This is a genomic window from Streptosporangium sp. CA-135522, assembly GCF_050949235.1.
GTDB lineage: Bacteria > Actinomycetota > Actinomycetes > Streptosporangiales > Streptosporangiaceae > Streptosporangium.
This window is the reverse complement of sequence record NZ_CP192026.1, coordinates 6,045,762-6,071,910: the sequence shown is the minus strand read 5'-3', so window position 1 is coordinate 6,071,910 and position 26,149 is coordinate 6,045,762. Positions and strand designations below refer to the sequence as shown.

The 26,149-nt window shown below is 66.7% G+C and carries 24 protein-coding genes and 2 pseudogenes; 13 read left to right on the top strand and 13 right to left on the bottom strand.

What is annotated here, in order from left to right:
* Positions 1-53 precede the first annotated feature (53 nt).
* The 8 genes from ACQPYK_RS28985 to ACQPYK_RS28950 form a co-directional block, all read right to left on the bottom strand.
* A complete protein-coding gene (locus ACQPYK_RS28985; RefSeq protein ID WP_433237487.1) occupies positions 54-1,013 on the bottom strand; it encodes an SDR family oxidoreductase in 960 nt (319 codons plus the stop codon).
* Positions 1,014-1,148: 135 nt separating this feature from the next.
* The gene (locus ACQPYK_RS28980; protein WP_433237484.1) at positions 1,149-1,496 is read right to left on the bottom strand and encodes a helix-turn-helix domain-containing protein; all 348 of its coding nucleotides are present in this window, start codon (positions 1,494-1,496) and stop codon (positions 1,149-1,151) included.
* Between the two features lie 326 nt (positions 1,497-1,822).
* Positions 1,823-2,089 (bottom strand): hypothetical protein, encoded by a 267-nt coding sequence (locus ACQPYK_RS28975; protein WP_433237481.1) that lies wholly within the window; start codon positions 2,087-2,089, stop codon positions 1,823-1,825.
* A gap of 91 nt (positions 2,090-2,180) precedes the next feature.
* Positions 2,181-2,948, bottom strand: a complete 768-nt coding sequence (locus tag ACQPYK_RS28970) for an amino acid ABC transporter ATP-binding protein (protein WP_433237478.1) — start codon at positions 2,946-2,948, stop codon at positions 2,181-2,183.
* Positions 2,949-2,962: 14 nt separating this feature from the next.
* A complete protein-coding gene (locus tag ACQPYK_RS28965; protein ID WP_433237475.1) occupies positions 2,963-3,928 on the bottom strand; it encodes an amino acid ABC transporter permease in 966 nt (321 codons plus the stop codon).
* Positions 3,929-3,957: 29 nt separating this feature from the next.
* Positions 3,958-4,869 carry an ABC transporter substrate-binding protein gene (locus ACQPYK_RS28960; protein WP_433237472.1) on the bottom strand — a complete coding sequence of 304 codons (912 nt, stop codon included), beginning with the start codon at positions 4,867-4,869 and terminating at the stop codon, positions 3,958-3,960.
* Between the two features lie 230 nt (positions 4,870-5,099).
* Positions 5,100-6,041: an arginase family protein gene (locus ACQPYK_RS28955; protein WP_433237469.1), complete on the bottom strand. Its 942-nt coding sequence runs from the start codon at positions 6,039-6,041 to the stop codon at positions 5,100-5,102.
* A gap of 413 nt (positions 6,042-6,454) precedes the next feature.
* Positions 6,455-6,790: a hypothetical protein gene (locus tag ACQPYK_RS28950; RefSeq protein ID WP_433237466.1), complete on the bottom strand. Its 336-nt coding sequence runs from the start codon at positions 6,788-6,790 to the stop codon at positions 6,455-6,457.
* A gap of 356 nt (positions 6,791-7,146) precedes the next feature.
* Here ACQPYK_RS28950 and ACQPYK_RS28945 point away from each other — a divergent pair, with 356 nt between their 5' ends.
* The 3 genes and pseudogenes from ACQPYK_RS28945 to ACQPYK_RS28935 all read left to right on the top strand — a co-directional run bounded on the left by ACQPYK_RS28945 (position 7,147) and on the right by ACQPYK_RS28935 (position 9,814).
* Positions 7,147-7,767 (top strand): shikimate kinase, encoded by a 621-nt coding sequence (locus ACQPYK_RS28945; RefSeq protein WP_433237463.1) that lies wholly within the window; start codon positions 7,147-7,149, stop codon positions 7,765-7,767.
* A gap of 436 nt (positions 7,768-8,203) precedes the next feature.
* A pseudogene (locus tag ACQPYK_RS28940) lies at positions 8,204-9,029 on the top strand (IS5 family transposase).
* Positions 9,030-9,124: 95 nt separating this feature from the next.
* Positions 9,125-9,814, top strand: a complete 690-nt coding sequence (locus ACQPYK_RS28935; protein ID WP_433237460.1) for a hypothetical protein — start codon at positions 9,125-9,127, stop codon at positions 9,812-9,814.
* Between the two features lie 346 nt (positions 9,815-10,160).
* Here ACQPYK_RS28935 and ACQPYK_RS28930 read toward each other — a convergent pair whose 3' ends face one another.
* Positions 10,161-10,865: a substrate-binding domain-containing protein gene (locus ACQPYK_RS28930; protein WP_433237457.1), complete on the bottom strand. Its 705-nt coding sequence runs from the start codon at positions 10,863-10,865 to the stop codon at positions 10,161-10,163.
* A 472-nt stretch (positions 10,866-11,337) separates the two neighbouring features.
* Between ACQPYK_RS28930 and ACQPYK_RS28925 the strand changes: the two genes are divergently transcribed.
* Together ACQPYK_RS28925 and ACQPYK_RS28920 are read left to right on the top strand one after the other, a co-directional pair.
* Positions 11,338-11,634 (top strand): hypothetical protein, encoded by a 297-nt coding sequence (locus ACQPYK_RS28925; RefSeq protein ID WP_433237454.1) that lies wholly within the window; start codon positions 11,338-11,340, stop codon positions 11,632-11,634.
* Positions 11,547-12,101 (top strand): tyrosine-type recombinase/integrase, encoded by a 555-nt coding sequence (locus tag ACQPYK_RS28920; RefSeq protein ID WP_433237451.1) that lies wholly within the window; start codon positions 11,547-11,549, stop codon positions 12,099-12,101. Before ACQPYK_RS28925 ends, ACQPYK_RS28920 begins: the two co-directional genes overlap by 88 nt.
* Before the next feature lie 576 nt (positions 12,102-12,677).
* On the opposite strand, the gene npdG is transcribed toward ACQPYK_RS28920, so the two are convergent.
* The 4 genes from npdG to ACQPYK_RS28900 all read right to left on the bottom strand — a co-directional run bounded on the left by npdG (position 12,678) and on the right by ACQPYK_RS28900 (position 17,769).
* Positions 12,678-13,364: an NADPH-dependent F420 reductase gene (gene npdG / locus ACQPYK_RS28915; RefSeq protein ID WP_433237448.1), complete on the bottom strand. Its 687-nt coding sequence runs from the start codon at positions 13,362-13,364 to the stop codon at positions 12,678-12,680.
* Positions 13,328-14,083, bottom strand: coding sequence for a 2-phospho-L-lactate guanylyltransferase (cofC, locus tag ACQPYK_RS28910; RefSeq protein ID WP_433237445.1), 756 nt, complete (start codon positions 14,081-14,083; stop codon positions 13,328-13,330). The genes npdG and cofC overlap by 37 nt, the downstream gene beginning before the upstream one ends.
* Positions 14,084-14,119: 36 nt before the next feature.
* On the bottom strand, positions 14,120-16,708 hold the full coding sequence (locus ACQPYK_RS28905; RefSeq protein ID WP_433237442.1) for a bifunctional FO biosynthesis protein CofGH: 2,589 nt from the start codon (positions 16,706-16,708) through the stop codon (positions 14,120-14,122).
* Positions 16,709-17,379: 671 nt separating this feature from the next.
* Entirely contained in the window at positions 17,380-17,769 is a 390-nt protein-coding gene (locus ACQPYK_RS28900) for a PPOX class F420-dependent oxidoreductase (RefSeq protein WP_433237439.1), read from the bottom strand.
* Between the two features lie 476 nt (positions 17,770-18,245).
* Between ACQPYK_RS28900 and ACQPYK_RS28895 the strand changes: the two genes are divergently transcribed.
* From ACQPYK_RS28895 to ACQPYK_RS28860, 8 genes and pseudogenes are all read left to right on the top strand, one after another.
* A complete protein-coding gene (locus ACQPYK_RS28895) occupies positions 18,246-18,632 on the top strand; it encodes a putative quinol monooxygenase (RefSeq protein WP_433237436.1) in 387 nt (128 codons plus the stop codon).
* A gap of 424 nt (positions 18,633-19,056) precedes the next feature.
* Complete coding sequence (locus tag ACQPYK_RS28890) at positions 19,057-19,212, top strand: hypothetical protein (RefSeq protein ID WP_433237433.1); 156 nt, start codon at positions 19,057-19,059, stop codon at positions 19,210-19,212.
* Positions 19,213-19,278: 66 nt separating this feature from the next.
* A complete protein-coding gene (locus ACQPYK_RS28885) occupies positions 19,279-20,400 on the top strand; it encodes a tyrosine-type recombinase/integrase (protein WP_433237430.1) in 1,122 nt (373 codons plus the stop codon).
* An 11-nt stretch (positions 20,401-20,411) separates the two neighbouring features.
* Positions 20,412-22,661 (top strand): tyrosine-type recombinase/integrase, encoded by a 2,250-nt coding sequence (locus ACQPYK_RS28880; protein ID WP_433237427.1) that lies wholly within the window; start codon positions 20,412-20,414, stop codon positions 22,659-22,661.
* Positions 22,651-23,097, top strand: coding sequence for a DUF6262 family protein (locus ACQPYK_RS28875; protein WP_433237424.1), 447 nt, complete (start codon positions 22,651-22,653; stop codon positions 23,095-23,097). The genes ACQPYK_RS28880 and ACQPYK_RS28875 overlap by 11 nt, the downstream gene beginning before the upstream one ends.
* A gap of 83 nt (positions 23,098-23,180) precedes the next feature.
* Complete coding sequence (locus tag ACQPYK_RS28870; RefSeq protein WP_433258936.1) at positions 23,181-23,504, top strand: DUF4158 domain-containing protein; 324 nt, start codon at positions 23,181-23,183, stop codon at positions 23,502-23,504.
* A 16-nt stretch (positions 23,505-23,520) separates the two neighbouring features.
* Complete coding sequence (locus ACQPYK_RS28865) at positions 23,521-24,264, top strand: hypothetical protein (protein WP_433237421.1); 744 nt, start codon at positions 23,521-23,523, stop codon at positions 24,262-24,264.
* Between the two features lie 295 nt (positions 24,265-24,559).
* Positions 24,560-26,118, top strand: a pseudogene (locus ACQPYK_RS28860) (transposase).
* Positions 26,119-26,149: the final 31 nt, after the last annotated feature.

Genomic DNA, 26,149 nt, shown 5'->3' with positions numbered 1-26,149 from the left:
GTGCAGCGGTGGCCGAGGATGGTGCTCGCGGTACTGGCGGCATAGGCCAGGAGTCAGCGGAACCGGTCTGCGTTCTCGATCGCCCAGTCGTCGTAGGTGCGTAGTGAGCGGCCGATGATCTCCTGCACGGAAGGCCGTTGCTCGAGCGTCCATTGGGTGAGTTCGGCCAATTGCGCGCCGTACTCCTCAAGGGCGTACAGCGTCACATCGATGCCGCTGTCGGGCCAGCCACGACGGCGCCAGTTCCTGCGACTGTCGGAGGGTGTCAGCTCGACGGCGTCGATGTCGCGGCCGATGGTCTTGGCAATGCTCCGCACGCGAGAAAGGGTGCTGAGCGGCAGGCCGACCGCCTCAAGGATGCCGCCGACGTACTCGTCGTTACGCAGTGCCGACACTGCGACGGCAGCGAGGTCGTCCTCGTGGATGAACGGATAGTGGCCCTCGTCCAGGAATGCCTCCCGGACGACCAGCTCGCGTCGGATGGTGTCCGGCCAGTCCGATCCCGTGGCGGGATAGCTGCCTTCGACGATGGACCCCATCACAGCCGATGGGCGGATGTGAGTCCACTCCATCCCTGAACGCTCGACAGCCTTTTCGATGGCCAGCCAAAACCACGTCTCCAGCGGATACGACTCCTCGTACTCCGGCCCGTGCGAGGACAGCACCACGATGCGCCGGACACCGGCGGCCACCGCGAGTGCCAGCGCATCCTGAACCGTCGAGGGCTGGGCGCCGGCAAGGAAGATGCTGCCAACGCCGTTGAAGGCCTCGGCACACTCCCACGGCCGGGTGATGGACCCCTCAACAAGTTCGACCGCATCCGGCCAGTCGGCCAACTGGTCGGACTCGGCGATCACGCGCACGCGATCGCCGACGGCGAGCAACTGCCGTGCCAGGCTCCGTCCGACGATCCCAGTCGGGCTGCTGCCGGCGTCCTTCCGCGCACTGACCACAGTCAGCAGCCGCAGTTCTCCGGATTCCGACGCGCTCTTGATCCGCTTGATTTCACCCATGGCAAGACTCTCCAACTGTCAATGGAGATCTTGCGCCTTCCCCCACAGCCGGAGCATGTGCTTCAGCTTGGGCCCTCAAGACCATCGGGAGAAGGTTGCGGATCTGAGATCGTCAACACTAGCAGCAACATAGGCTCAACCGGAGATCCAGCCGGTGACCGCGTCCTCGTCCCGCTCCAGTGCCCGCCTGGCCGGGACCTGATGGCTCCACCCGTTGCGTCGCAACATCTGGGCGATGGTCGAGAGCGTGAGGGTCTTGCGGAAGCGACCTCCGATGAGCGTCTTGATCCTCGCCAGGGTCCAGGTCTGGTCCAGCCAGCCGTGCGCGACCGGCCCTTGGGCCAATTCCTGTTCCAGCACGGCGAACAGCGGCCGACTCAGCTTGGGCCAAGAGACCGGTCCCTTCGAGCTCAGGGCCTGCCGGCCGCCGTCCTGCCAGGAGCGGCGCCAGCGCTGCACCGAGCACCAGCGGATCCTCCTCATCCATACCACCCGGGGCGAAGGACAGCCTTCCTCCCGGTTCCGCGCCGACGAGCCCGGCCACAACCCGGAAACCTGGCCCGTCATCGTCATGGCTGCACCGTAGTCATCCGGCACCACAGTTCGCAGCTGCTTCGCCGACGACGACCTGGGATGGCGCAGCGTGGCCCACTGTCCGCGTACTTGGAGTCCCGGTAGTCATCGCGGAAAATCCAACGGATACACTCCTGACCTGCTCTGATATGAGGGCGCCGCAGGACTGGTGCGCCGGTCAGCGGGGGCGGTGGGCCGGACCGTGGATGCCGCTGACCTCGCCCGGATGCCTCACGTCAACGCTGGTCGCCGAGATCCGTTGGATTCTCGGCGATGACTACCGGGACCCCGTACACGCTGCCGTGCCCGCGCCGGTGCAGGGAATCCAGCGACAGGTGCGGCAGTGAGAGCATCGGCCCGGCGGCCAGTACGGCATCGGTCAGTTCGAACAGCGCATCTCGGCGCCGGGTGAAACAGCTCATCAACTGCTGCCGGAATGCCGCTGAATCGACGGGCCGGGGACGGGACAGGTCTGGCGGGAGGACACTGGAAACGACGGCCACCACACACCTCCGGGCACTTGGTCGTACTCGGAGCATCGCGCGGTGGCCGTCCTGCGTCGAGAACCACCCGTCACCGGGTTGAAAGCGGAGCTTACAGCACCTTGGACAGGAAGGCCTTGGTGCGTTCGTGCCGCGGATTGGTCAGCACCTCGCGCGGATGCCCGGCCTCGACGACGACACCGTCGTCCATGAAGACCAGGGCGTCGCCAACCTCGCGTGCGAAGCCCATCTCGTGCGTCACGACGATCATCGTCATGCCGTCCTCGGCCAGACCGCGCATGACATCCAGGACCTCGCCGACGAGCTCCGGGTCGAGCGCCGAGGTGGGCTCGTCGAAGAGCATCAGCTTGGGCTGCATTGCCAGTGCGCGGGCGATGGCCACACGCTGCTGCTGCCCGCCGGAGAGCTGGGCGGGGTAGCTGCCGGCCTTGTCGGCCAGACCCACCCGGTCCAGCAGACTCAGCGCACGCTGGTGCGCCACTGACCTGGACTCGCCCTTGACCTGCATCGGGGCTTCCATGACGTTGCCGAGCGCCGTCATGTGCGGGAAGAGGTTGAAGCGCTGGAAGACCATCCCGATGTCCCGGTGCTTGGCCGCGACCTCGCGGTCCTTGAGTTCGTAGAGCTTGCCGCCCTTCTCCCGGTAGCCGACCGGCTCACCGTCGACCGACAGCCGCCCGGCGTTGATCTTCTCCAGGTGGTTGATGCACCGCAGGAAGGTCGACTTGCCGGAGCCGGACGGGCCGACCAGGCAGAACACCTCCCGGGGCCGCACCTCGAGGTCGATGCCCTTGAGGATCGGGACCAGGCCGAAGGATTTGTGCACACCCTCGGCCTTGACCATGGGAGGGCCGCTCATCTTGGTCATGCTGCTCACGCGACACCCTCCCGGTGGCTGAGACGGGTCAAGCTCGCCCCGACCTTCTGCAGCAGGGTCGGGGGCAGGTTGCGCGTCGCACCGCGGGCGAACCGCCGCTCCAGGTAGTACTGGCCGATACTGAAGACGCTGGTCAGGAGCAGGTACCAGACCGAGGCCACGAACAGCATCTCCATGACCGCAAGGGTACGGCTGGAGATGTCCGTGGCGGCCTTCAGTAGTTCCTGGTACTGGATCCCGTAGGCCAGCGACGAGGTCTTGAGCATGTTGACGAACTCGTTGCCCGTCGGCGGGACGATCACCCGCATCGCCTGCGGCAGCACGATCCGGCGCATCGTCTGTGCGCCGGTCAGGCCCAGGGCGTGCGACGCCTCGATCTGGCCCCCGTCCACCGACTGGATGCCCGCGCGGCAGATCTCGGCCATGTACGCGGCCTCGTTCAGGCCGAGCCCCAACAGGGCGGCCAGGAACGGGGTCATGACATCGGTCATCTCGTTCTTGTAGAACCCGAGGTTGAGGATTGGGAAGATCAACGCGATGTTGTACCAGAGGAACAGCTGCACCAGCACCGGTGTGCCGCGGAAGAGGTAGATGTACATCCGGGCGACCGCACTGGTCACCGGGTTCTTCGACAGCCGCATCACCGCCAGGACGACGCCGAGCGCCACGCCGATGACCATGGACAGTACGGTGATCAGCAGGGTGTTGGCCGCACCATCGACGATGGTGTCGAAGAACAGGTAGTCCGGGATCACGCTCCAGTTGATGTCCGCGTTGGAGAAGGCGACCCCGATGAGGGCGAGCACGCCCAGCACCAGCACCGCGCTGATCCAGCGACCGTAGTGGCGGACCGGGACCGCCTTGATGACCTGCGGTGGGAGCCCGCCGGCGCTCGTGGACTCGTGGACGGCGGGCCCGACCGGCGGCATGTGGACCGGGTCCTTGTCGATCGGCTCAGTCATATGCCGGCACCTTCTTGCATGGCGGAACCTCAGCTGCCGCTGTTGATGTCTGCTCGGAGAAGGGCACCATCGGCGACGTTCCACTTCTCCAGAATCTTCTTGTACTCGCCGTTTTCGATGATCGCGTCGAGTGCGGCCTTGATGGCGTCGCGCAATTGTGTGTTGTCCTTGCGTACGGCGATGCCGTAGGGACGGGGCTCGGCCGGGACGCCTGCGACCTCGTACGCGCCACCCGACTGCGTGGCGTTGTACGCGGCGACCGGGAGCTCGTTCAGGTCGGCGGCGGAGGCGCCCTGGCGCAGGCGGATCAAGGCGTCGGTGTCCTTGTCGAAGGTCTGGACCGTCAGCTTGCCTGTGCCGTCCTCTTGACACTGCTTCGCCTGGGCTTCGGCGAGATCCTGCGAGGTGGTGCCGCGCTGGAGGGCTACGACCTGGCCGCACAGGTCGTTCAGGGACCTGATGTTCTTCGGGTTGCCCTTCTGGACCAGGATCGAGGTACCGGCGGTGAAGTAGTCGACGAAGTCGACGCCAGGGCCGACCTTCTTGCCGGTGTCGTCCTCGCCGGTCTGGCGCGACCTGGTATCGCCCATGCCGGACATGAGGACATCGAAGCGGCCGGTCTGAAGCGACGGGATGAGGTTGTCGAAGATGCTGTCCTGGAACTGGAAGGCCACGCCGAGTTGCTTGCCCAGGGCCTCGGCCAGGTCCGGGTCGATGCCGATCGCCGTCCTGCCGTCCTTGTCCTTGAACTCGATGGGCGCGTAGTTGATGTCGGAGCCGACCTTGATGACCTTGGAGCCCTGGTATTTCTTCGGCAGCTTGCCGAACAGGGGGGCGGATCCGGCGTCTTTGGGCTCCCTGCCAGCGCTGTCCGCCCTCTCCGTCTGATCTCCGCATCCCGCGAGCACCAGTACGCTCGAGGTCAGGAGGAGTCCGATCATCAAACGAGTGGCCAAAGTGAAGTGTTGGATCATGGCGATCTCTCTGTACATGGTGACGTGTAACCGCCCCCACGACGCTCCGGTGAAGCAGCGGCCGCAGGCTCCTGCCGTGTTCGGGGGAGCCCGCGACCACCCTGCTTCGGGACACGCTCATCCAGCGCTGTCGGCTATGAGCGCCCGGTGGAGGGCGTTGGCCGCGAAAGCGGCGTGAAGAAGGACGCGGTGCTGCGTCAGCGTCCGGCCTGGGGGTCAACGGATCGTTGGAGGCCCATCACATTCATGAGCAGGCGTGTGATCGTCAGCGCCGTCGTGTGTTGGATGTCCCGCGCTGGCTGATACTCCGTGAAGACCACAGCGGCAATGCGTGATTCCTCTGCCAGCGCGTGAATCAGGCCCCTTACCTGGGGGAACGTAAGCCCGCCCGGCTCGGGCCATCCCACGCCGGGAGCAATGGACGGGTCCAGTCCATCGCAGTCGACGGTGATCACCCATCGACCGGGAGCACGCAGCTTGTCCAGGACCACACCAATACCCTGGTCGTGCACCTGCCATGCCGTGATCAGCTCGTTTCCAGCGGCCCTGGCATCGGCAACGTCCTGGGGCCGGCCGGAGCCGACAGCGCGTAGGCCCACCTGCACGATGCGTCCGACGCAGTCGAATTCCCGGATACGCCGGATGGGACTCGAATATCCGTGGGTGACCCCGCCCACCTCTTCTCGAAAGTCCAGGTGGGCGTCGATGTGCAGTACGTTGACCTGCTCGTATCCACGAAACGCTGCCACAACCATCGGCGGCACAGAATCCAGCCCGCCCAGGACCAGCGGAGTCCTGCCCTGCCGCACCAGCGGTGTCAGGATCTCGGTTGTGCGGTCCCAGATGGCATCCGGGTCACGTGGGTCGCCTATCACGTCGCCGCAGTCGGTCACCGTCCACACTCCGTCCGGGAACAGCGGGCCGCCCCAGTCGAAGTCGTAGTGAGTTGCGGTGTGTTGGTACTCCATGCGGTGGGTGAGCGCACGGACGGCGTCGGCCGCATCGGCACACGACGCCAAGTCCTGCGGAATGTAGGGCGGACCGAAGGGGACGCCTACGAATGCGTAAGGCGTTTGAACTTTAGCCGAGTCGGTGACGATTTCGGCATTGAGGAAAGAAGCCACTGGAGCTTTGAGCATGGAACGCTCCTGACGGAACGGTCCTATCGAGGGGACAGGAGACCCGTTCAGACATCCGTCACCGAGAGTATTGTTAGTCGTCGCTCTGATGTCAACCGGGTCACATCCATCGAAGTGGTGTATGAGCCGACCTTCGCGTGATCCTGTTTCCGCAGGTTAACCGGCAACGCCCTCGAACCGTAGAGACTTCCGATACAGCTTGCCCTCACCGGCGGGAATCTCGGTACCGTCGTTTCTGACCTCGACTCTTACGTCCGGGATCGCCAGGACTCGGGGTCCCGGTAGTAATCGCGGAAAATCCAACGGATATGCCGCTGACCTGCGCTTATGCAGAGGTATCGGGTTGGTAGACCGGACCTGGGCCCTTCTATCCATGCAGGCCAGAGGCGTATCCGTTGGATTTTCGGCCGAAGCTACGGGGACCCCCTCAACCTGAACGAGGCGGACGAGGTGCTCGACCAGGCGGCGAAGGCCTTGATCGAGGCCAAGGCCACCTGCCATCTGCTGTGCAAAGGGAACGTGAGCGCGCCCGCCGGGAAGACACCGCTGCCCTCACCCCATAACAGGTACGGCTGTGGCAGGACCTGGTCGTCAATGACGAGCTTCGCCACGCAGCTCAGACCGTGATCACGCCGCTCGGCGGACGCAATCGGCCGCTCTGACGCCGGCGCGTCCGCCGCTTCTTGCCCAACGGCTACTTCGAGGCCCACCTCGACGGAGAAGACGTCGATCCGGACGGGCCGGATCATCACAGCTGGGTGCCGGTGCCCGAAGCGGTCGATGATCTGCTACGGCACTGGAGCGTCCCGGCCGGACGCCCGCTGGAGGTGGTGTGGGAGCGTGCGCCTCGCAGGCCGGCGTGGCTCTGGCCGGTCGGCGGCTGGCTTCCCGGCCATCGCGGTAATGCTTCGGAACGTCTTTCGTGCGCGGCGGCCGTCGTCGACAAGGCATGGAAGCGCGACAGCACAGCCCATCGGGCCCAGCTCGGTTGTGCACCGAGTGTTCGTCCTTAACACCCGCCGGGCAGGCCTTAGACAGGAACGGGAGTCAACGAATGCACTCTGCACTGCACGAAGGGGCTTCCCCCAGCGTTTGGAGGGAACGATTGCGCCACGTCTACTGGATCGGCGGCGGCAGTGGGTCCGGAAAATCCACCATCGCCCGGCGCATCGCCGACCGATATGGGATGCGTCTGTACGATACCGACGCGGCCATGCCCGGCCACGCCCGCCGCATGCCCGTGGAACAAGCTCCTTACCTGGGCAAGTTCGCTGCCATGGACATGGACGAACGCTGGGTGGCCAGAAGTCCGCGCGAGATGCTCGATACCTTCCACTGGTTTCACGGCGAAGGATTCAACCTGATCATTGAAGATCTTCTCGCCCTCCCCGCCGACCGGCCGGTGGTCGCCGAGGGATTCCGGCTGCTGCCCGACCTCGTCCAACCCCTGCTCGCCGAAGTGGGCCATGCCGTGTGGCTGCTGCCGACTCCCCAGTTCCGCCAGGCGGTGTTCGACAGCCGTGGCGGACCGGCATGGGGATTCCTCGCCAAGACCAGTGACCCGCAGCAGGCACTGCAGAACCTGCTCCAGCGCGACGCACTGTTCACCGACCGGCTCACCAAGCAGGCCCGGCATCTGGGCCTCCACGGGCTCAGGGCAGCTTCCTGGGGCACCGAGGAAGATCTCACACGGCGAGTCTCCGCAGTGTTCGGTCTTGAGGAATAGGCGGTCACGACGTGGGGTTCAGCGGCCGTAGCCCATCGGGCATCTCCGGGAGGAGGAAGAAGCTTCACCGATCCCGAGATTCCCTCAACCGCCACAGCGACGTGCTCTACACCGAGAACGCCCTGGTCCTGGGACGAGATAGTCCGGAGAGGCGCTCGGGAACCAGGGCTTATTTCTTAGGAGAGGACTGTTCTCATGTCCCCGCCAGGCCCCGCCTCAGTCGGGGTCCCGGTAGTAACGGCGCAGGAACCAACGGATATGCAGGTCAGCGGCCCGTCTTCCCGGCTGTGCCCAAAGGCCCTTACGGGGGCTCCGGCCCGCATATCCGTCGAAAATTTCCTCGGTACCACCGGGACCCCCTACGAGCGCACCTCTACCGCGATGCCCTAGGGCGTGTCTTCAAAGTGGGTGGGAGTCGTGCAACATGTAAGTCGTGGTGCGACGTTATGAGCTGACCGATGCTGAGTGGCAGGCGTTAGAGCCGTTGCTGCCGAAGTCGGGGATGGGCCGGCCCCGGGCCGATGACCGGCGGGTGCTCAATGGGATCGTGTGGAAGTTCCGGGCCGGGGTGGCCTGGCGGGATGTGCCCGAGCGCTATGGCTCCTGGAGGTCGCTGCACACCCGGTTTCGCCGCTGGGCCCTGGACGGCACCTTCACGGCGATGCTGCAGGCGGTCCAGGCCAGAGCCGATGCCGCCGGCGACGTCGACTGGCTGGTATGCGTGGACTCCACCATCGTGCGCGCCCATCAGCACGCCGCCGGGGCGCGAAAAGGGGGCGCGCGACGGCGCTTGGACGTTCCCGGGGCGGACTGACCTCCAAGATCCACCTGGTCTGCGATGGGCGGGGCCGCCCGCTCGCGCTGCTGGTGACGGGCGGCAACGTCAACGACTGCACCCGTCTGGCGCAGTTGGTGCAGGCCATCCGGGTGCCGCGGATCGGCATGGGGCGGCCCCGCGTGCGGCCCGATCACCTCATCGGCGACAAGGGCTACAGCTCGCGGGCGATCCGCGCCTGGCTGCGGCGGCGCGGCATCGCCCACACCATTCCCGAGCGCGCCGACCAGGTCGGCAACCGGGCCCGGCGCGGTTCGCGGGGCGGACGCCCACCGGTCTCGACAAGCAGTTGTACAAGCGCCGCAATGTCGTGGAGCGCTGCTTCAACCGGCTCAAGCAATGGCGTGGCATCGCCACCCGCTATGACAAGACCGCCGAGTCCTACCAGGCCGCGGTCACCCTCGCCTCGCTACTGATGTGGCTATGACACTTTGAAGACACGCCCTAGGCCAGGCTAACGTCACGCTCATCTCGTTCAGCGAAACATATATCGCACGATACATATATGGCGTATTTCGATGCATGGATGATGTTGAACCGGCTCTCGCCTTCGATGATCCACACCAAGCCAAGATCATTCTCCGCGCCTATGTCGAAACTCAGCGCGACCTCGACGACCGCCGCGACCCCTTGGTGCGGGGTGCTTTGGCCTCCGGGGTTGACCCCTCCGAAGTACATGAAATCACCGGAATGTCCCGCTCCACCATCGACCGCATCCTGGCGCCCATGGCGCGCCGCGCCTATTGGCAAGGCGACCGCGACGCCGTCCTGGTCGCGACCCCGTTCCCGCCGGTCAACGAGTATGCCTTCATCCTGCGCGCTCGTGCCGCGCAACTCTGGGACACATCGCCGCAGCAGCCCGCATTTCCCGACCCAGGCTCACTGATCGACGATGAACTCGCCGGGCGTGCCATGATCTACCGTGGCACCGCCAAGATGCTGGAAGGCGCCCCTCCGCCCAACCTGACCGAGGATGCCTGGCTGCAATTAATGGCCGCCCGTTTCCGCCGGGCAGCAACCTCAAGCCGCACCAAGGCATCCCCATCCGCTCGCGGCCAGGCCGAGGGACGGACTTACCGGGAGACCTACCTCCAGATGGCCCGTGAAATCACTGCGATTCGTCGCTACGGCCAGGCCGTGCTCGATCCCACCACCGGTGTGTTCAGCGCGGAGGAGATCGCCGCCGGCCGTGGCCTAAGTCACCCGAAGTGACGCTGGCTGAAGCTGAGCCGGGTTGCGCTGGCGTTGTTCAACACCCGCCCCCAGTCATCGTCCAAGAGCGTCCACGCCAAGATCAGATCTCCCGGTTAGCACTTGCAACGCGCCAGCGCGCTTCCCCGTCGGAGCGGTTCCCGAGATCGGGAAGCATCGCACCTCCTCCGAACCACCGCTGCCTGTCGGTATGCCTCCCGCGTGGCGATTAAGAACCGCGATCGCGATCTACTGCAGAGCTACTTGGCGGCTGAGGACACGTTCGGGAGGAGACGGCCATCACGAGAGCCATGCCCGGACCCACGGGCATGGCTCTCGTTTTCACCAACATTTCCAAGACAATTGATCAGCAAGTGGCTCTCAAACCGACCGACATGTGGCTCCCAGATTCACCTTCATAGCCAACCGTCGCGCCCGAAGCTGTGGTGAAGGCCTCCGCGGAGGCCTTCACCCGGTCGGTGCAGACCGTGACGTCCTGCTTCCATGCGGAGATGGTGCGAGTGTCCTCCGCCTTCCAGCCGGCCTTCTTGAACTCCTCACCTGCCCTCTTGCCGACCTCACCGCCCATCTGGGAACCGCTGAAGCCGACACGGGGCACAAGCGCGTCCGCACCGCACGTCGCGGGGTCGGGACCAGTGGTGCAGATCTGGTCATCGGAGGTGAGCAGTGCGACGTTGGCGTCCTGTGCGGTCTTCACGAGTTGGGGTCCCACGGCGGGGTCGGGAACCACGACGATCAAGCCATGAGCCTTCTGCGCGATCGCCGACTGCGTCTCGCTGATCGTCTTGTTGGCGTCATTGCCGAGGTTCACGACCTTCAGATCGATTCCCAGCTCGCTTGTCTTGGCTTTGGCTCCTTCGGCTTCGCCGACGAAGTACTCCTGGTCCCCCTGCTTCTGCAGATATGTGATCGCGATCTTGCCGTCGACTGAGGCGACGGCGCTACCGGGCTTGATGGGTTCCTGGCCCGAGGAACATGCCCCGAGTCCGAAGGTCGCGGCGAGACCCAGTGCGACTAGCGCAATAGGGTGACGAGGGCGAATGGCAAACATGTGGGCGTCCCTTGCTTGGAACGGGCCGGAAGCCCTTGAGGGGTGGGTTGAAGTCCAGATTCCGGGTGACCAGATTGGATGATCGCCCAAAATCAAATGATTTCCAACACAGTGGGACAAAGAAAGCAGTCGATTCCCACGCAAGTCAACGCAGGTCAATCGGTCATTAACGAATCGTTACTGGCGCGTTACAGCGGGAGGCTTCCCGTCGGATCCGGTCTTGGCCAGAAAGCCGCAGGTGGCGGACGTATTCCAGACGGATCCCAGAGAGATCGGACGTCGGCGATGATGAGCCGGCCGACCTCATCCCCAAGCGCAAAACAAACAGAATGTGACATACCACTATCGGTCACAAGCATGTCCACTTCGGGGAGAGAAGCGAATCCACCGAGGCTGACGACTCCCACTTACGACCTCGTACATGATTAGCCGTGGCCTTATTCGGAGTCTGGCGGGTCTGCCTTGGTCGCCCATGACAGAGATCACATGGGGCAGATTCCCCCTGTTCGCAGGGCACGAGCACGCTCGAAGACGGCTGCAGTCCACCCCCGACATCGGCCGCGCCCCCAACACGATCACCGCCTATGGCCGCGCGTTCGAGGATCACCTGCGGTTTCTACGCTGCGGTCGGCATCGACCCGCTGGTGATCAGGGGCTGGTGCGGCGGGTGGAGAAGGCGCCGTGGATCCCCAAGGAGTGGGACCGGCAGCACGCCGCCTACCTGGTCGAGCGGCGCCTGCTGGTGGGCGCCGGGCCGGGCGGCTGCTGATCAGCCAGTTCTGTCGTAACCGTGGCGCGACGCTGGGCGCGGCGAGCTGGTCAAAGATCGTGACCGGCATCGGTGCGCGTGCCGGGGTTCCGCGACTGTGCACGCATACCTTCCGGCACCTGCGGTTGACCGATCTGGCCCGCGCCGAGTGGACGATCGACCAGATCGCGCAGTACGTCGGGCATCAAGACGTGTCCACCACGCTGCGCTACATCCACCGGTCGGGAGTTGGCGGCCAAGCTGCACCGGGCCAGCGCGGCGATCCAGGCCGACCGGGAGCGTCTGCTTGCCACCCTGCTGGAGGCGCGATGAACCCCGACGACCTCGCCCACCCTGCTCAAGAGCCGTTGGCTGTGGCCGAGCTGTGCCGGCGAGTGCGCGGCCAAGACGCCCGCTCACCGCGTGCAGCAACCAGACCAGGCCGAGGCCGGTCATGGCGACGCCGACGCGGCCGACAGCGGCGGTGAGGAAGAAGGCGACGGCGTTGGGGGTGCGCAGCAGGAGACGGTAACCGGTGGCGGCGTGGGGCATGAGGGTGTCCTTCATAGCCGCCTGGCGGGCGAGCCACCTGGGGTCGCCGGCGCCTGAGTGATGCAGAAAGGTGCGGCCCCCGGCCCGCCAAGGGACGTCCAGGACTGCGGTGGGACGGGACACGCGCCCTCGCCGCCGCCCCCGAATCGTTACCTCATATTCGCCCTAACGTGCCTCTGAGCTTCGCTTTTAACCCGGTGACGAGTGTCAGGCCGCCTGGTCGGTCGTTTTGATGGCCGGATGGCGGGGAGCAGGGCCACGGGTAGTGCCGCGTGGGCGGCCCGGGGAGCGTCCGCAGGGTTGTGGTGCGCTGGCGGGAGTGCCCATCTCCGCGTGAGCCGCAGGTCACAAACAGCGGGCCGGCTCCCCCAGCAGCTCAGGCCAGATGTCGTAGTTGTAGTTGATCGTCAATAAAGAATATGCCGACTATCGGCATAAATCGCGGTGGGGTTCGGCTGATCGACCCGGTCCGCGGCGTCGGCCGGTCGAGGCGCGGCTCCAGAGCGGAATCATCACACGTCCGTGATGCGGATTCCCGCGTGTGCCTTGTAACGGCGGTTGATCGCGATCAGGTTTGCGGTCAGCGCTTCAACCTGGTGGGCGTTGCGCAGCCGCCCGCCGTACACGCCGCGCATGCCCGGCACCGCATCGGCCAGGGCGCGCACGATGTCGGTGGCCTCGCGGTCGTCGCCGAGCACGAGCACGTCGATGCCCAGCTCGGGGATTGACAGGTTGGTCAGGTGCACGGCCGATACATGGTGGAAGGCGGCCGTCACCCGGGACTCCGGCAGCAGTTTCTCCGCCTGCTGCGCGGCGCTGCCCTCCTTGACCGGCAGCGCGAACGAACCCTGCTTGTCGAAGCCGAGCGGGTTCACGCAATCGATGACGATCTTGCCGACGAGTTGGTCCCGCAGCGATGCCAGCAGCTCACCGTGGCCCTCCCATGGCACCGCGACGAGCACGACGTCTGCGGCGGCGGCCGTGCCCCGGTTGTCCATGCCGGTCACGCCGTCGCCCAGCTCGGCGGCCGTCGCCCCGGCGCGCTCGGCGCTCCGCGAGCCGATGATCACCTTGATGCCGGCCTTGGCCCAGCGCAGTGCGAGGCCCTTGCCCTGCGGGCCGGTGCCGCCGAGCACCCCCACCGTCAGGCTTGTCACGTCGATCAACGTTCCTCCTGTGTCGAACTGGTCGCTTCGCATATCTGCCGGATGTTGTCTTGCCTTCGTCGCGCCCTCGGTCTGGCTCGTACCTCGCTGGCGCGGTCCTCGGTCCAGTCGGCATCCGCTTCTTCGGACCACCGTGTGATCGCGTGGTCGAACGGAAGAGTGAACTTTCCAAGTCCGATCTGGGCCGCAATGGCCAGATCGTCTTCGGTGTCCACGTCGCACCGCAGTGACGCCAGCGACCCGCCGACGCGCACGGCGCCGGTGGCGGCGTGCGCGTCGGCGGATCTGGGGCCGAAGCTCGGATGGAGCGGCTCCCCGGGTGCGGCCAGCAGCAGCGTGGTGCCGGTGCCCGGCCGGTCCGCGCAGTACGCGCGCCGCCCGGCGGCCTCCTCGATCGCCGCGGACAGGTCGGCCGGGCGCAGCGCGGGCAGGTCGGCCTGCAGCGCGCCGACCGTGCTCCCCGGCGTGCGCAGGTACGCCGCGCCGAACCTCAGCGCCGCGTTCAAGCCGGGCAGGCCGCGCTCATCGACGCACTCCACGCCGGTGCCGGCCAGCGCTGCCGGGATCCGTTCGTCCTCGCAGATCACCAGGACCCGCCGCACCCCGCCGGCCTGCGCGGCCGCCGTCACGGTGTCCAGCAGCAGCGTCAGCACGAGGCCGGCGTGCTTGTGCGCCGGCACGGTGCCACGCAACCGCGACTTGGCCCGGTCCAGGTTCTTGATCGGGACGACCAGGTCCACTCCACGCTCCACTCGACTCCTCGATTCGGATACTCGTGGGGTTGCGGCTTAGCCGCTGATCAGCGGTAGCAGGTTCGGCCGCCATACGCCGTCGTGCTCACGGCCTGTCGCCAGGCGCTCCTCGTCGACCTCGCCGTAGGTGGTCGTTCGTTGGCGAGCGGGGCGACCGGCGGCGTGCGCCAGGGCCTCGAGGTCGGCGATCGTCTTGTAGCTGCCGTTCTCAGAGCCCGCCATGCGGCTGATGGTCTCCTCCATCAGCGTGCCGCCCAGGTCGTTCACGCCGCCGCGGAGCACGTCGAGCACCCCCGCCGGGCCCAGCTTCACCCAGCTCGTCTGGATGTTCGGGATCCGGCCGTGCAGCAGCAGCCGGGCCAGGGCGTGCACGGCCCGGTTCTCCAGGTGCGTGGGGCCGGGGCGGGCGATGCCGGCCAGGTACAGCGGTGCGTTCGTGTGGACGAACGGCAGCAGCACGAACTCGGTGAACCCGCCTGTTCGTGCCTGGATGTCCCTGATCAGCTTGATGTGGGCCACCCAGTGCGCCGGGTTGTCGACGTGGCCGTACATCATTGTCGACGTTGTCGGGATGCCCAGCTCGTGGGCCGTGGTCACGACCTCGATCCAGGACGCCGTCGGAAGCTTGCCCTTGGTCAGGATCCAGCGGACGTCGTCGTCGAGGATCTCGGCCGCGGTGCCGGGCAGGGAGTCCACTCCGGACTCCCTGGCGGCGCTCAGCCAGTCGCGAATGGACAGGTTGGTCCGCGATGCGCCGTTCACTACCTCCATCGGCGAGAAGGCATGCACATGCAGGCCCGGCGCGCGCCGCTTCACCTCGGCGGCGATGTCGAAGTACGCCGTGCCGGGCAGGTCGGGGTGGATGCCGCCCTGCATGCACACCTCGGTCGCGCCGACCGACCACGCCTGCTCCGCTCGCTGACCGACCTGCTCCAGCGACAGCGTGTACGCGTCACTGTCGGTGCGCCGCTGCGCGAACGCGCAGAACCGGCAGCCGGTGTAGCAGACGTTGGTGAAGTTGATGTTCCGCGTGACCACATAGGTCACCTCGTCGCCGACCGCGTCCTGGCGGACGTCGTCGGCCAGCGCGGCGAGCGCCGAGATTTCCGGGCCTTCGCCGGCGGACAACAACATCAGACTGTCCCCATCAGACAGCCCACTCGGGTCGGACTCGGCGCGCAGCAGCGCCGTGGAGAACTCCCGGCGAAGCCCACCGGCCGGGCGGGACGACCTCGCGGCAGGCATCGCGGCCACCTGAGTCCGCAGTGTCTCCCAGTCCCCGTACACGGAGTCGAAGTCGTCGCGGCGGTCCAACGTGCGGCCCTCGGTGTCGATCGACACGTGCAGGTCGGTCCGCCCGGACGAGATCAGCGTGACCTCCGGTTCCTGCCACGGCCGTCCGATAAGCCGGCTGTCCGGCGCGGCCAGGCCCGTCGCCGGGTCGGCGAGAGCGGCGACATGCCCGGCGACTCGCGGATCCAGCCACGGCTCCCCGCGCAGCACGTACTCCGGGTAGATCGGCAGCCGCTCCGCCAGCGAGAACCCCGCCGCCTGCGTGTGCTGGACCAGCGTCTCCTCGCGTGGCCACGGCCGCTCGGGGTTGACATGGTCGGGGGTCAGCGGCGACACCCCGCCCCAGTCGTCGATCCCGGCCCGCAGCAGCAGCTCGAACTCGCCGGCGATCAGGTTCGGCGGCGCCTGGATGCGCATCTTCGGTCCCAGCACCAGGCGGGCGACCGCGACCGTCGCGGCGAGTTCCTCAAGCGTGGCGTCGGCCATGCCGGCCATCGCGGTGTCCGGCTTGGCTCGGAAGTTCTGCACGATGACTTCCTGGATGCCGCCGTACTGCCGGGCGACCTTGCGGATCGCGAACAGCGAGTCCACCCGCTCGGCGAGGGTCTCGCCGATGCCGATCAGGATCCCGGTGGTGAACGGCACCGAGCTACGCCCGGCGTCCTGAAGCACCCGCAGCCGGACGGCAGGCTCCTTGTCCGGCGAGCCGTAGTGCGGCCCGCCCTGCTGCGACCACAGCCGGGTCGCGGTCGTCTCCAGCATCATGCCCATCGACGCTGACACCGGCTTGAGCCGCTGGAAATCGGTCCAGGTCAGTACACCCGGGTTCAGGTGTGGCAGCGCCCCCGTCTCCTCTAGCACCTTGATCGACATCGCTCGCACGTAGGAGAGCGTGTCCGGGTAGCCGGCCTCCTCAAGCCACTCGCGTGCCGCGCTCCATCTGTCCTCCGGCCGGTCCCCGAGGGTGAACAGGACCTCCTTGACCCCCAGCTCGGCGCCACGCCGGACGATGTCGAGCACCTCGTCCTCGCTGAGGAAAGCCGCCGGCACTCGTCCCGGGACGGTGGCGAACGTGCAGTAGTGGCAACGGTCCCGGCAGAGCCTGGTCAGCGGGACGAACACGCTGCGGGAGTAGGTGATCACGCCCGGTCGGCCCGCCTCAAGGAGCCCCGCGTCGCGCACCCGGGACGCGGCGGCCAGCAACTCCTCCAACTGCGCACCGCGGGCGTGCAGCAGCGTCTCGGCCTCGGTCCGATCGAGGGCGACCCCGTCCCCGGCTCGACGCAACGCCCGGCGGACGGCCGATTCGCCGGGCACGAAACCGTGGCTCACCGATATCCCTCCTGCTCATGGGCAGTCGGCGCTGGCGCGTACCAGGCCGATGTGGTGACCGGGTCCGTGCGGGTCTTTCCCGCAGTGGCCATATGGCCGAGGCGGTGAGCCCGCAGATGAGTGATGTCCTTGGCGGTGAATAAGCTCATGGATCTCTCCGATGAAAAGTCGTGCACGGGCCTTGACTGGGCTCGTCCGTCGAGCGTCACGTCTATGGATGTGCCGAAATCCGCTCGGAGCCGGCGGATCCGACGGCGCTGGTAGCCGTGACAGATCCGCGTGGCGGCGTCCGCTGCGAAGAAGTGCCGATGGCAACGTCGAAACTCCGGGTTCAACGACCAAGCCTGCGCGTGCCGGGGCCGATTCCGGGTCCAGGCCTCGTCGAGGAGGCCGAGGTGGACCTTCTGCCGCAGCACACGCCGGACCGCCCGGTCGGCGCGGTCAGCCCGCTGTTGTCCGGGCCGGGGAACCAGCCGACCGGGGTCTGACGCTCCAGGCCGTTTTTGCGCCCGATCGCGACAAGTCCCGGGGCGTTCATGCCCACTCTTGCCCTTGCGACCGATCCGGGCGCCGACCGATTCGTTCAGCCGCTCGACCGGCCGCCGGGCTGACGCGAGCGCCGGCGGGGCGTTGAAACTCGCGCGATCTCCTCAGTGAGGGTCCACGGGCTTTCACACCTTGCGGCTCGACCGAGCCCCGTCCAACCCCCAAGAGATGATCTTGCTGGGCGTGATCGTGATGATCTCCCGCGAGAAGTACGGAACCGGCGGCTCGTGGTCCGTCAGAGCCACCGCCGAACCCCGGATCTCGATGCCGCGCACCACCCACGGGTCCACCGAGGCCAGGTCGTCCACGACGAACGACACGGTGCTGCCCTGCTGGACGTTCCTGAACTTCTTGGACACCCCCAGCGCGTGCCCGCCGATGGTGATCGTGCCCGAGGCGGCGTCCACGAAGAACCCCACGGGGTTGTTCTGCACCTGGCCGGCGGGAGAGACGGTGGCCAGACGGCCGAGATGCTGTCCGGCCAGATAGTCGAGTTCTGCCTGTGTGAAGACCATGCGGCCAGTATGTAACCTTGACGCCGACGTCAATCAAACCAGGCCGCCGGCCGGCCACCTCAGCGGGTCGTCGCGGGTGACCAAACGACGTGGGTCGTTTCGGGGCGAAGTGCGGATCACGGCTGCCGGCCCAGGAGCGAGGGCGACGCCGACGCCCTCGGCCAGCAGGACCCGCCGTATCTGCGAGCGCGTCACCTCATCTGCCGAGGGCGCGAGCGGCCTCGGCAGATGAGGTGATCCCTGCGGCCAAGTGCTGGTGGATCTACCGGATGCTCGCGATGAACCGGCCGGGGGCGGGGCTGTCAGCGGCGATGGCGTATCGGCGCGCGGGTGTCCGTTTTGCCTGGTCCTGTCAGGCCCAGGCAGGGCAGGCCGGGGTGGAGCGGAGCTCTGGATGGTCTTGGGCAGGTGCCGCAGGATGGACATCGTTCGCCAGCGAACACCGCACCAACCACATCAGATCAGGAGTTTCTGCCGTGTCGAACACGCTCACCATCATGGCCGGCTTCGTCGCCAAGCCCGGTCAGGAGCAGCGGCTCCGGGACAAGCTGGACGCGATGATCGCACCGTCCCTGGCCGAGGAGGGGTGCCTGAGCTACCAGCCCTATGCCGACCCGAACCGTTCCGACCGGATGATCATCGTTGAGGAGTGGATCGACTGCGCCGCACTGGACCACCACTTCTCGCTGCCGCACTTCAAGCACGTCGCCCAGGTCTTGGACGAGATCCTCACCGTATCCTCACCGTGCCAAGCCATCGGCCCAGTGCCTTGCTCGACGGCGGAGAGCAGGGATCTCTCCTGGGCGTCGGTCAGGTCCTCGGTGGTCAGCGCGTTGTTCCAGCCGAGCACGATGAGGGCGTAGCCGGTGAGATCGGCGTCGAGCGCGAAGATGTCACTCGTCTCGGTGACGACGAAACCGAGATCGTCGAGCAGTCCGCGCGCCTATGCGCCGACTTCGGCCGGCCGATGTCGCGGCCGGCCGCCGAACAGGCCCGATACCGGGGTCATTCGGAAACCTCTGCTGGCGGGGCCATGCGTTCGCCGGGGAGTCCCCGGTAGAACGTGCCATCGGCGCAGGAGGTGATCTCCATCTGTAGCCCCCACGGGGTCGTGAAGTAGAACCATCGCTGCCCGAAGACGGCCCAGTACTCCCGAAGCTACGACGAGGGGCAAAGTAACCGAGTGGTAGATATCAATTCCAGTGCGTAATCATCACGGGTGCGGCGTACCTGCCGGTAGGGGGCGCCTACGCCGTCGGGGATCAGCGATCACAGGAAGGCGCGCGGGTGCAGACTGAGTGGGACCCGGACGAGCTGATCGACGCCTGGACGCTGGTAGACAGCGACTGGGAACTGGTGGGCAACAAGAGCGGCACGACCCGTCTGGGGTTCGTTATCTTGAGCCCTCAAGGCTCCGTCTATGACGTGTATGACCTGCGCTAACTCCTTCCCGATCAACGTGGTGGATGCGATTACCTTCCGCTGTCCAGCACGGAAGCGGGAGATGCGATGCGCGTACAGCGAGTACTCATGCCGGACTCGGAGGCGGAGTCCTGGACTCTGCTCGGCAACGAACACGTCCCGGTCGAGCCGGTCGAGCAGTTCCTGGCCTACCTGACCTCGATCGAGAAGTCGCCGAACACCGTCAAGGCCTACGCTCACGATCTGAAGGACTGGTTCGTCTACCTGACCGGCCACGACCTCGACTGGAAGACCGCCACGCTGGAAGACGTGGCAGGGTTCGTGGCCTGGCTGCGGCTGTCGCCCGAGGCCCGCCATGGCAAGGTCACCGTGCTGCCCACGGTTGACCACCACTGCTCGGCGGCGAGCGTGAACCGCAAGCTGGCGGCCCTGACCTCCTTCTGCGAGTTCCACGCCCGGCACGGCGTCGAGCTGGCCGGTCTTCTGATCACCAACCTCCCCTCAGGGCATCGCCGCGGATCGGCAGCGACCTCCTACAAGCCGTTCCTGCACCACGTCACCAAGCACATGGCCCAGCGGAGGCGAACCATCAAGCTGAGGTCCTCGCGGCCGCGGCCGCACGTGCTGGCCGCTGCCGAGGCCCAGGCCATCCTGGATGCCTGCGATCATCTGCGGGATCGCCTGGTCTTCGGGGTTCTGCTGGACTGCGGCGTTCGTATCGGCGAGGCCCTGGGCCTGCGGCACGAGGACATGGACATCGCCGGCCGCGCCGTGACCGTCACACCGCGCTTCAACGACAATCGTGCCCGCGCCAAGGGTGATCGTGCTCGAACGATCCCGGCCAGCGCCGAGCTGATGCGGCTCTATGCCGGCTATCTCAACGATGAGTACGGCGCCTTGGACTCCGACTACGTCTTCGTTAACCTCTGGGCCGAACCGCATGGGCGGCCGCTCACCTACGCGGCCGTCTATGACCTGGTCATACGGCTGCGCCGCCGGACCGGCATCGACTTCGAGCCCCACCAATTCCGGCACACCTACGCCACCTGGCTCCTGCGTCGGGGCGCCGGCATGGAGAGCGTGAAGGAACTGCTCGGACACGCCTCGATCACCACGACGATCGACACATATGGCCACCTCACCGTCGAGGACGCCCGTCGGACCTTGGAGAGCGCGGGCTGGTTCACCGGGCGGGAGGTTCAGCTGTGACTCTCGCCGAGATGGATCCGGCTAGGCGCGGATTGCTGGAGAAGCTGATGGCCGCGGTTCGGCCCGAGTTCCGCGTCGACATCCTGTTCCCGGCCCCCGACGACCCGGTCCTGGGCTGGAAGTTCTGCGCCGTGCCCGGTTGCGACCGCCCCGCGAGTGATTACGAGTTGTGCAAGGGCCACGGCAATCGCTGGCGGAAGCTGTCCGACCGGCCCGACCGGGCCAGCTTCGTCACCAACCCCGGGCCGCCCCTACGAGGCCGCAGCGAGCCCGGCCGGTGCACCGTTGCCGGCTGTCGCTACTGCGGCGCGGGCAAGGGCTTGTGCACCCGGCACCGCGACCGATGGCAGCGCTCCGGCCATCCCGACCCCGCCGCCTGGGCGGCCGCCGCCCCCGCCGTTGAACCGGCAGGGCAGGCGGAATGCCGGTTGTCGTTCTGCTCGCTCTGGTCGGAAAGCAGCCTGGGGCTATGCAAGTCGCACCGCACCCGCCGCAAGGACCTCGCGTCGCTCGACATTGAGGAGTTCATCGCCGAGTGCGAACGCCACGGCAAGGCCTTCATCGACTTCCGCGGGCTGTCTCCTCAGCTGAAGCTCGAACTGCAATACGCCGTCCAGACCCGGCACGACGAGCAGACGGTCACCCTGCCCCTCCACGTCGCGAGCTGGACGATCAACCGCGCCCGCGAGTGCGGTGTCGCCTCACTGCTGGAACGCACCGAACAGGAGTGGCGGCAAATGGGCCTCGCTCGCCGCCGGAAGCCGGGCTGGGAGAAGTTGCGGAACCGGAGCGAAACGTTCTTGATCTATGCCCGCGACGCCGTCGAGACGCTCCATGACGGCAGCGGCTGGGAAGTGGAGTATCCCCGCGATGTCTGGCACGTGGCCAAGCTGAGCGGGCTCAAGCAGAGCGCGGGCGGCGCGCGTTCCGGAATCCGGCTGCGCTTCGACCGCATCACCCAGCCGTGGTTGCGCGAGCTCGGGAAACGGTGGGTCCGCTACCGGCTGATCTCCGGGCTCTCCATTCCGACCGCGGTGTCCGATGTTCAGGCGCTGACCCGCTTCAGCGAGTTCCTCACCGCCGCAGCCTCCACAGCCAACGGGCTGGCCGACATCGACCGTCCGCTGCTGGAGCGGTATCTCGCCTGGCTGACCGACCTGCCCGGCGGCGTCAGCGCCAACGAGAGCCGTGTGGGCGGACTCCACCTGTTCTTCCAGGCCATCCGGCAACACCGCTGGGATGACACCCTGCCCACCACCGCGGCGTTCTTCACCGGCGACGTCTCCCGGCGCCGCCTGCCCATCACCCGCCATCTGGCCGAGCACGTGATGGCCCAGGTGGAACAGCCTGCCAACCTGGATCGCTGGCCCTACCCGGAAGGCCGCTTGGCCACCATCATCCTCATCCGGTGCGGGCTGCGCCTGGCCGCCGCGTGCACCCTGCCCTTCGACTGCCTGCTTCACGACGGGCAAGGCGCCCCCTACCTGCGCTACGTCAACACCAAGATGGAGCGTGAGGCCGCCGTCCCCATCGACGAGGAACTCGAGACGGAGATCCGCGCTCAGCAGCGGCGAGTCCTGGAACGCTGGCCCGGCGGAAACCCGCACCTGTTCCCCCGTCTCACAGGCAACGCCAGCGGACAGCGACCGATGAGCTCTGACGCCTACCGCGGCCAGCTCAACCGCTGGCTGGAAAGCTGCAACGTCCGCGACGAGCACGGCAGACCGGTTCACCTGACTCCGCACCAGTGGCGGCACACCTTCGCCACCCGGCTGATCAACTGCGACGTTCCGCAGGAAGTCATCCGGGTGCTCCTCGACCACGATTCCATGCAGATGACGGCCCACTACGCCAAGATCACCGACCAGACCGTCCGGCGCCGCTGGGAGCAGGCGACCAAGGTCAACATCAGGGGTGAGCGAGTGGCACTCGATCCCGACGGGCCACTCGCCCAGGCGCAATGGGCCAAGACCCGGTTCGCCATGGCGACCCAGACCCTGCCCAACGGCTACTGCGGGCTGCCCGTTCAAAAGAGCTGTCCGCACGCCAATGCGTGCCTGACCTGCCCGGTCTTCATCACCGGCCCAGAGTTCATGCCCGAACTCCGCGAGCAACGCCACCGCACGCTCACGCTCATCGAGGTGTCCAACGGCAAAGGCCAGACCCGGGTCGCGGAGATGAACCAGCAAGTGCTCACCAACCTGGACCGCATGATCGGCGAGATCGAGAAGGACGAGGCCAAAGAAGCCGATGCGAGCTGATAACACCCATCACGTCGTCGCCGCGGCCCGGCGCCGAGCCGATCAGACCCGTCAGCGGGCCATCGCCGCTCTGCGCCGCATGGACGCCGCCGGTCAGCGCGTCACTTTCGATGCCGTCGCCCGGCAGGCCAACGTGTCTCGATCATGGCTCTACACCCAAGATGACCTGCGCGCCGAGATCGAGCATCTCCGCCAGCGGCACCCGAGCCCGTCCTCGCCGCCTCCGCCGCAGCGTCAGCGCGCCTCCGATCCGTCATTGCTACGCCGGCTCGAAGCCTCCACAGCTCGTATTCGCCACTTGGAAGCCGATAACCAGCAACTCCGTGACGCGCTCGCCAGAGCCCTTGGCGAGCGCCGCGCCGCCGAGATCCTCGGGCAGGTCACTGATCGCGACACGCCGAAGCGTGTTTCCTCCAAACTCACCGGACCCTGCTGACAGCCAACTCCATGAGCTCGTCGACGACACTGTCCACACCGGATTGCCCCAGGTCAGAAGCATGATCGAAAAGCGGGCTCAAGATAAGGTTCGCGCTGCTGCTGAAGTTCTACGAGATCGAGGGCCGCTTCCCCGCCTACCCCGAAGAGGTTCCGCCGGCTGCGGTCAACTATGTCGCCTCGCTGGTGAAGGTGGACTCGGTCCTGTTCGCCAAGTACTCCTGGCGGGACCGGGCGATCAAGTACCACCGGTCGCAGATCCGCCAGGCGTTCGGTACCCGGCCGGCGAGCGAGAAGGATGAGGGGCGATGGGCGCGCTGGCTGGCCGCAGAGGTGTGCCCAGTCGAGACTGACTCCGGCCGCTTGGCGGCGGCGCTGCCGCAGCGAGAAGATCGAGCCGCCCAGTGACGGCCAGATCGAGCGGGTGGTCGCCTCGGCGGGGCGCCGGTCCGAAGAAGCTTTCGCCGAGCAGATCATGCATCGCCTCGGGCCGATGGTGTGTAGCCGGTTGGAAGAGCTGCTGGCCCAGCCGGGCTTGCTGGCGCAGCTCAAGGCCGACCCGGGGGCGTTGGGGCTGGACACGCTGCTGAAGGAGATCGGCAAGCTGGCCACAGTGCGCGCTTTGGGCCTGGGCCAGGAGCTCTTCGCCGATGTCTCCGATCGCATCGTGGCAGCTTGGCGGGCGCGGGCGGCCCGGATGTATCCTTCGGATTTCGCCGCCTGTGATGAACCGGTGCGGTACGCGCTGTTGGCCGCGTTGTGCTGGACGCAGCAGGCCGAGTTGGTCGACGCCTTGGTGGAGTTGCTGATTGGGCTGATCCACCGGATCAACGCTCGGGCTGAGAAGCGGGTGGGGAAGGAGCTGATCGGTCAGCTGACGCCGGTGCCGGGCAAGCGCGAGATCTTCTCGCGGATGGTGAATGCGGCCTTGGAGCGCCCCGACGGCACCGTCCGGGCTGTGGTCTTCCCCGCGGTGCCAGGTGGTGAGAGGACGCTCAAGGAACTGGCCATGGAGCTGATGGCCACCGAGAAGATCATCGCTGATCGGGTGCGCTACCAGCTACGCGGATCGTATTCGCACCACTATCGGCGGATGCTGGCCCCGTTGCTGGGCGCGCTGGTCTTCCGGTGCAACAACCGCTTACCGGCCGGTGATGGACGCCATTGACCTGCTGGCCCGCTACACCGACGCGCCCAGCGACGAACGGCTGTACCCGGCTGGCGAGAACGTGCCGATCGAGGGCGTGGTGCCCAAGGCCTGAACCGAAGCGATCACCGACACCTCCAGCGGCCGCATCGAGCGCATCCCTTACAAGTTGTGCGTGCTGATCGCCCTGCGCGAAGCGCTGCGCCGCCGGGAGGTCTACGTCGAAGGCGCCGACCGCTGGCGTAACCCAGATGAGGACCTGCCCGGCGACTTCGACGACAACCGCGACGTGCACTACGCCGCCCTGGCCAAACCGATGGATCCGGCCGCGTTCGTCGCCGACCTCAAGACACGGATGATGGCCGCGCTGGACCGGCTGGATGCCGCACTGACCGAAGGCAGCACAGGCGGGGTGCGCTTCATCACCCGAAGCGGCCAGCCGTGGATCAGCGTGCCCAGGCTCGACAAGCAGCCCGAACCGAAGAACCTGGCCGCGCTCAAGGCCGAGGTACAGCGCCGCTGGGGCACCATCGACCTACTCGACATCCTCAAAGACACCGCGTTCCTGATCAGCTTCACCGACGAGTTCTCCTCGGTGGCCAGCCGCGAGGCGCTGGACAAGGCCACCTTGCGGCGGTGGCTGCTGCTGTGCCCGTTCGCCCTGGGCACCAACATGGGCATCCGGCAGATGGCCGCCACCGGCGAACACGGCGAGGACGAGGCCGCCCTGCGCCGCGTGCGTGCGAGTCACATCACCCGCGACAACCTGCGCGCGGCCATCGCGCGCGTGGTCAACGAGACCCTGGCCGCGCGGGATGCGGCCTGGTGGGGCGAGGCGACCACCACCGCCTCGGACTCCAAGCGGTTCGGCTCGTGGGAGTCCAACCTGATGACCGAGTTCCACGCCCGCTACGGCGGCTACGGCGTGATGATCTACTGGCACGTCGACAAAGGCCGCGCTTGCATCTACTCCCAGCTCAAGTCGTGTTCGTCGTCGGAGGTGGCGGCGATGATCGAGGGACTGCTGCGGCACTGCACCGACGCTTTGGTGCAGGCCAACTACACCGACATCCACGGTGCTTCGACCGTCGGATTCGCCTTCACTGAACTGCTGGGGTTCCGCCTGCTGCCCCGGCTTAAGACCATCGGCTCCATCCGGCTTTACGTGCCTGAGGCCGGCCCGAACGCGTGGCAACGCCTGGAGCGGGTGCTCAAGCAGCGGCCCATCGACTGGGATCTCATCAGCCGCCACTACGACCAAATGATCAAATACGCGACCGCGCTGCGCCTGGGCACCGCCGAGGCCGAGCAGGTACTGCGCCGCTTCACCAAGGGCGGCCCCAAGCAGCCGGTATACCTTGCCATGGAGGAGCTGGGCCGGGTAGTACGCACCATCTTCGTATTAGTTACCTGGCCAGCGAAGATCTGCGCCGGGAGATCAACAGCGGCCTGCAGGTGGTGGAGAACTGGAACGGCGCCAACGACAAGATCTTCTACGGCAAGGAAGGCGTGCTCACCGGCCCCGACCGCGAGCACGCCGAGGTCTCCATGCTGGCGCTGCACCTGCTACGGTCCTCGCTGGTCTACGTCAACACCCTGCTGCTCCAGGCGGTGCTCGCCGACCCCGCCTGGGCCAAAAGGCTTACTACTGAAGACCGGCGCGGCCTATCCCCGCTGTTCTGGACGCACATCAACCCCTACGGCCGCTTCCACCTCGACATGACCAAGCGGCCTGGACCTATCCGGCGTCGCCTGAACACGCCTCCTGGCCGTCGTCGCTGCCCCCATCATCGTTATCTGGCCTTAAGCGATCTGGCTGGCCAGCGACTTGGGATCCCGGCAGCAATGGCAGAAATTCGACGAAGTCGGCTTTGACCTGCGGTTTCTTCATAGCGGGCCGGACGAT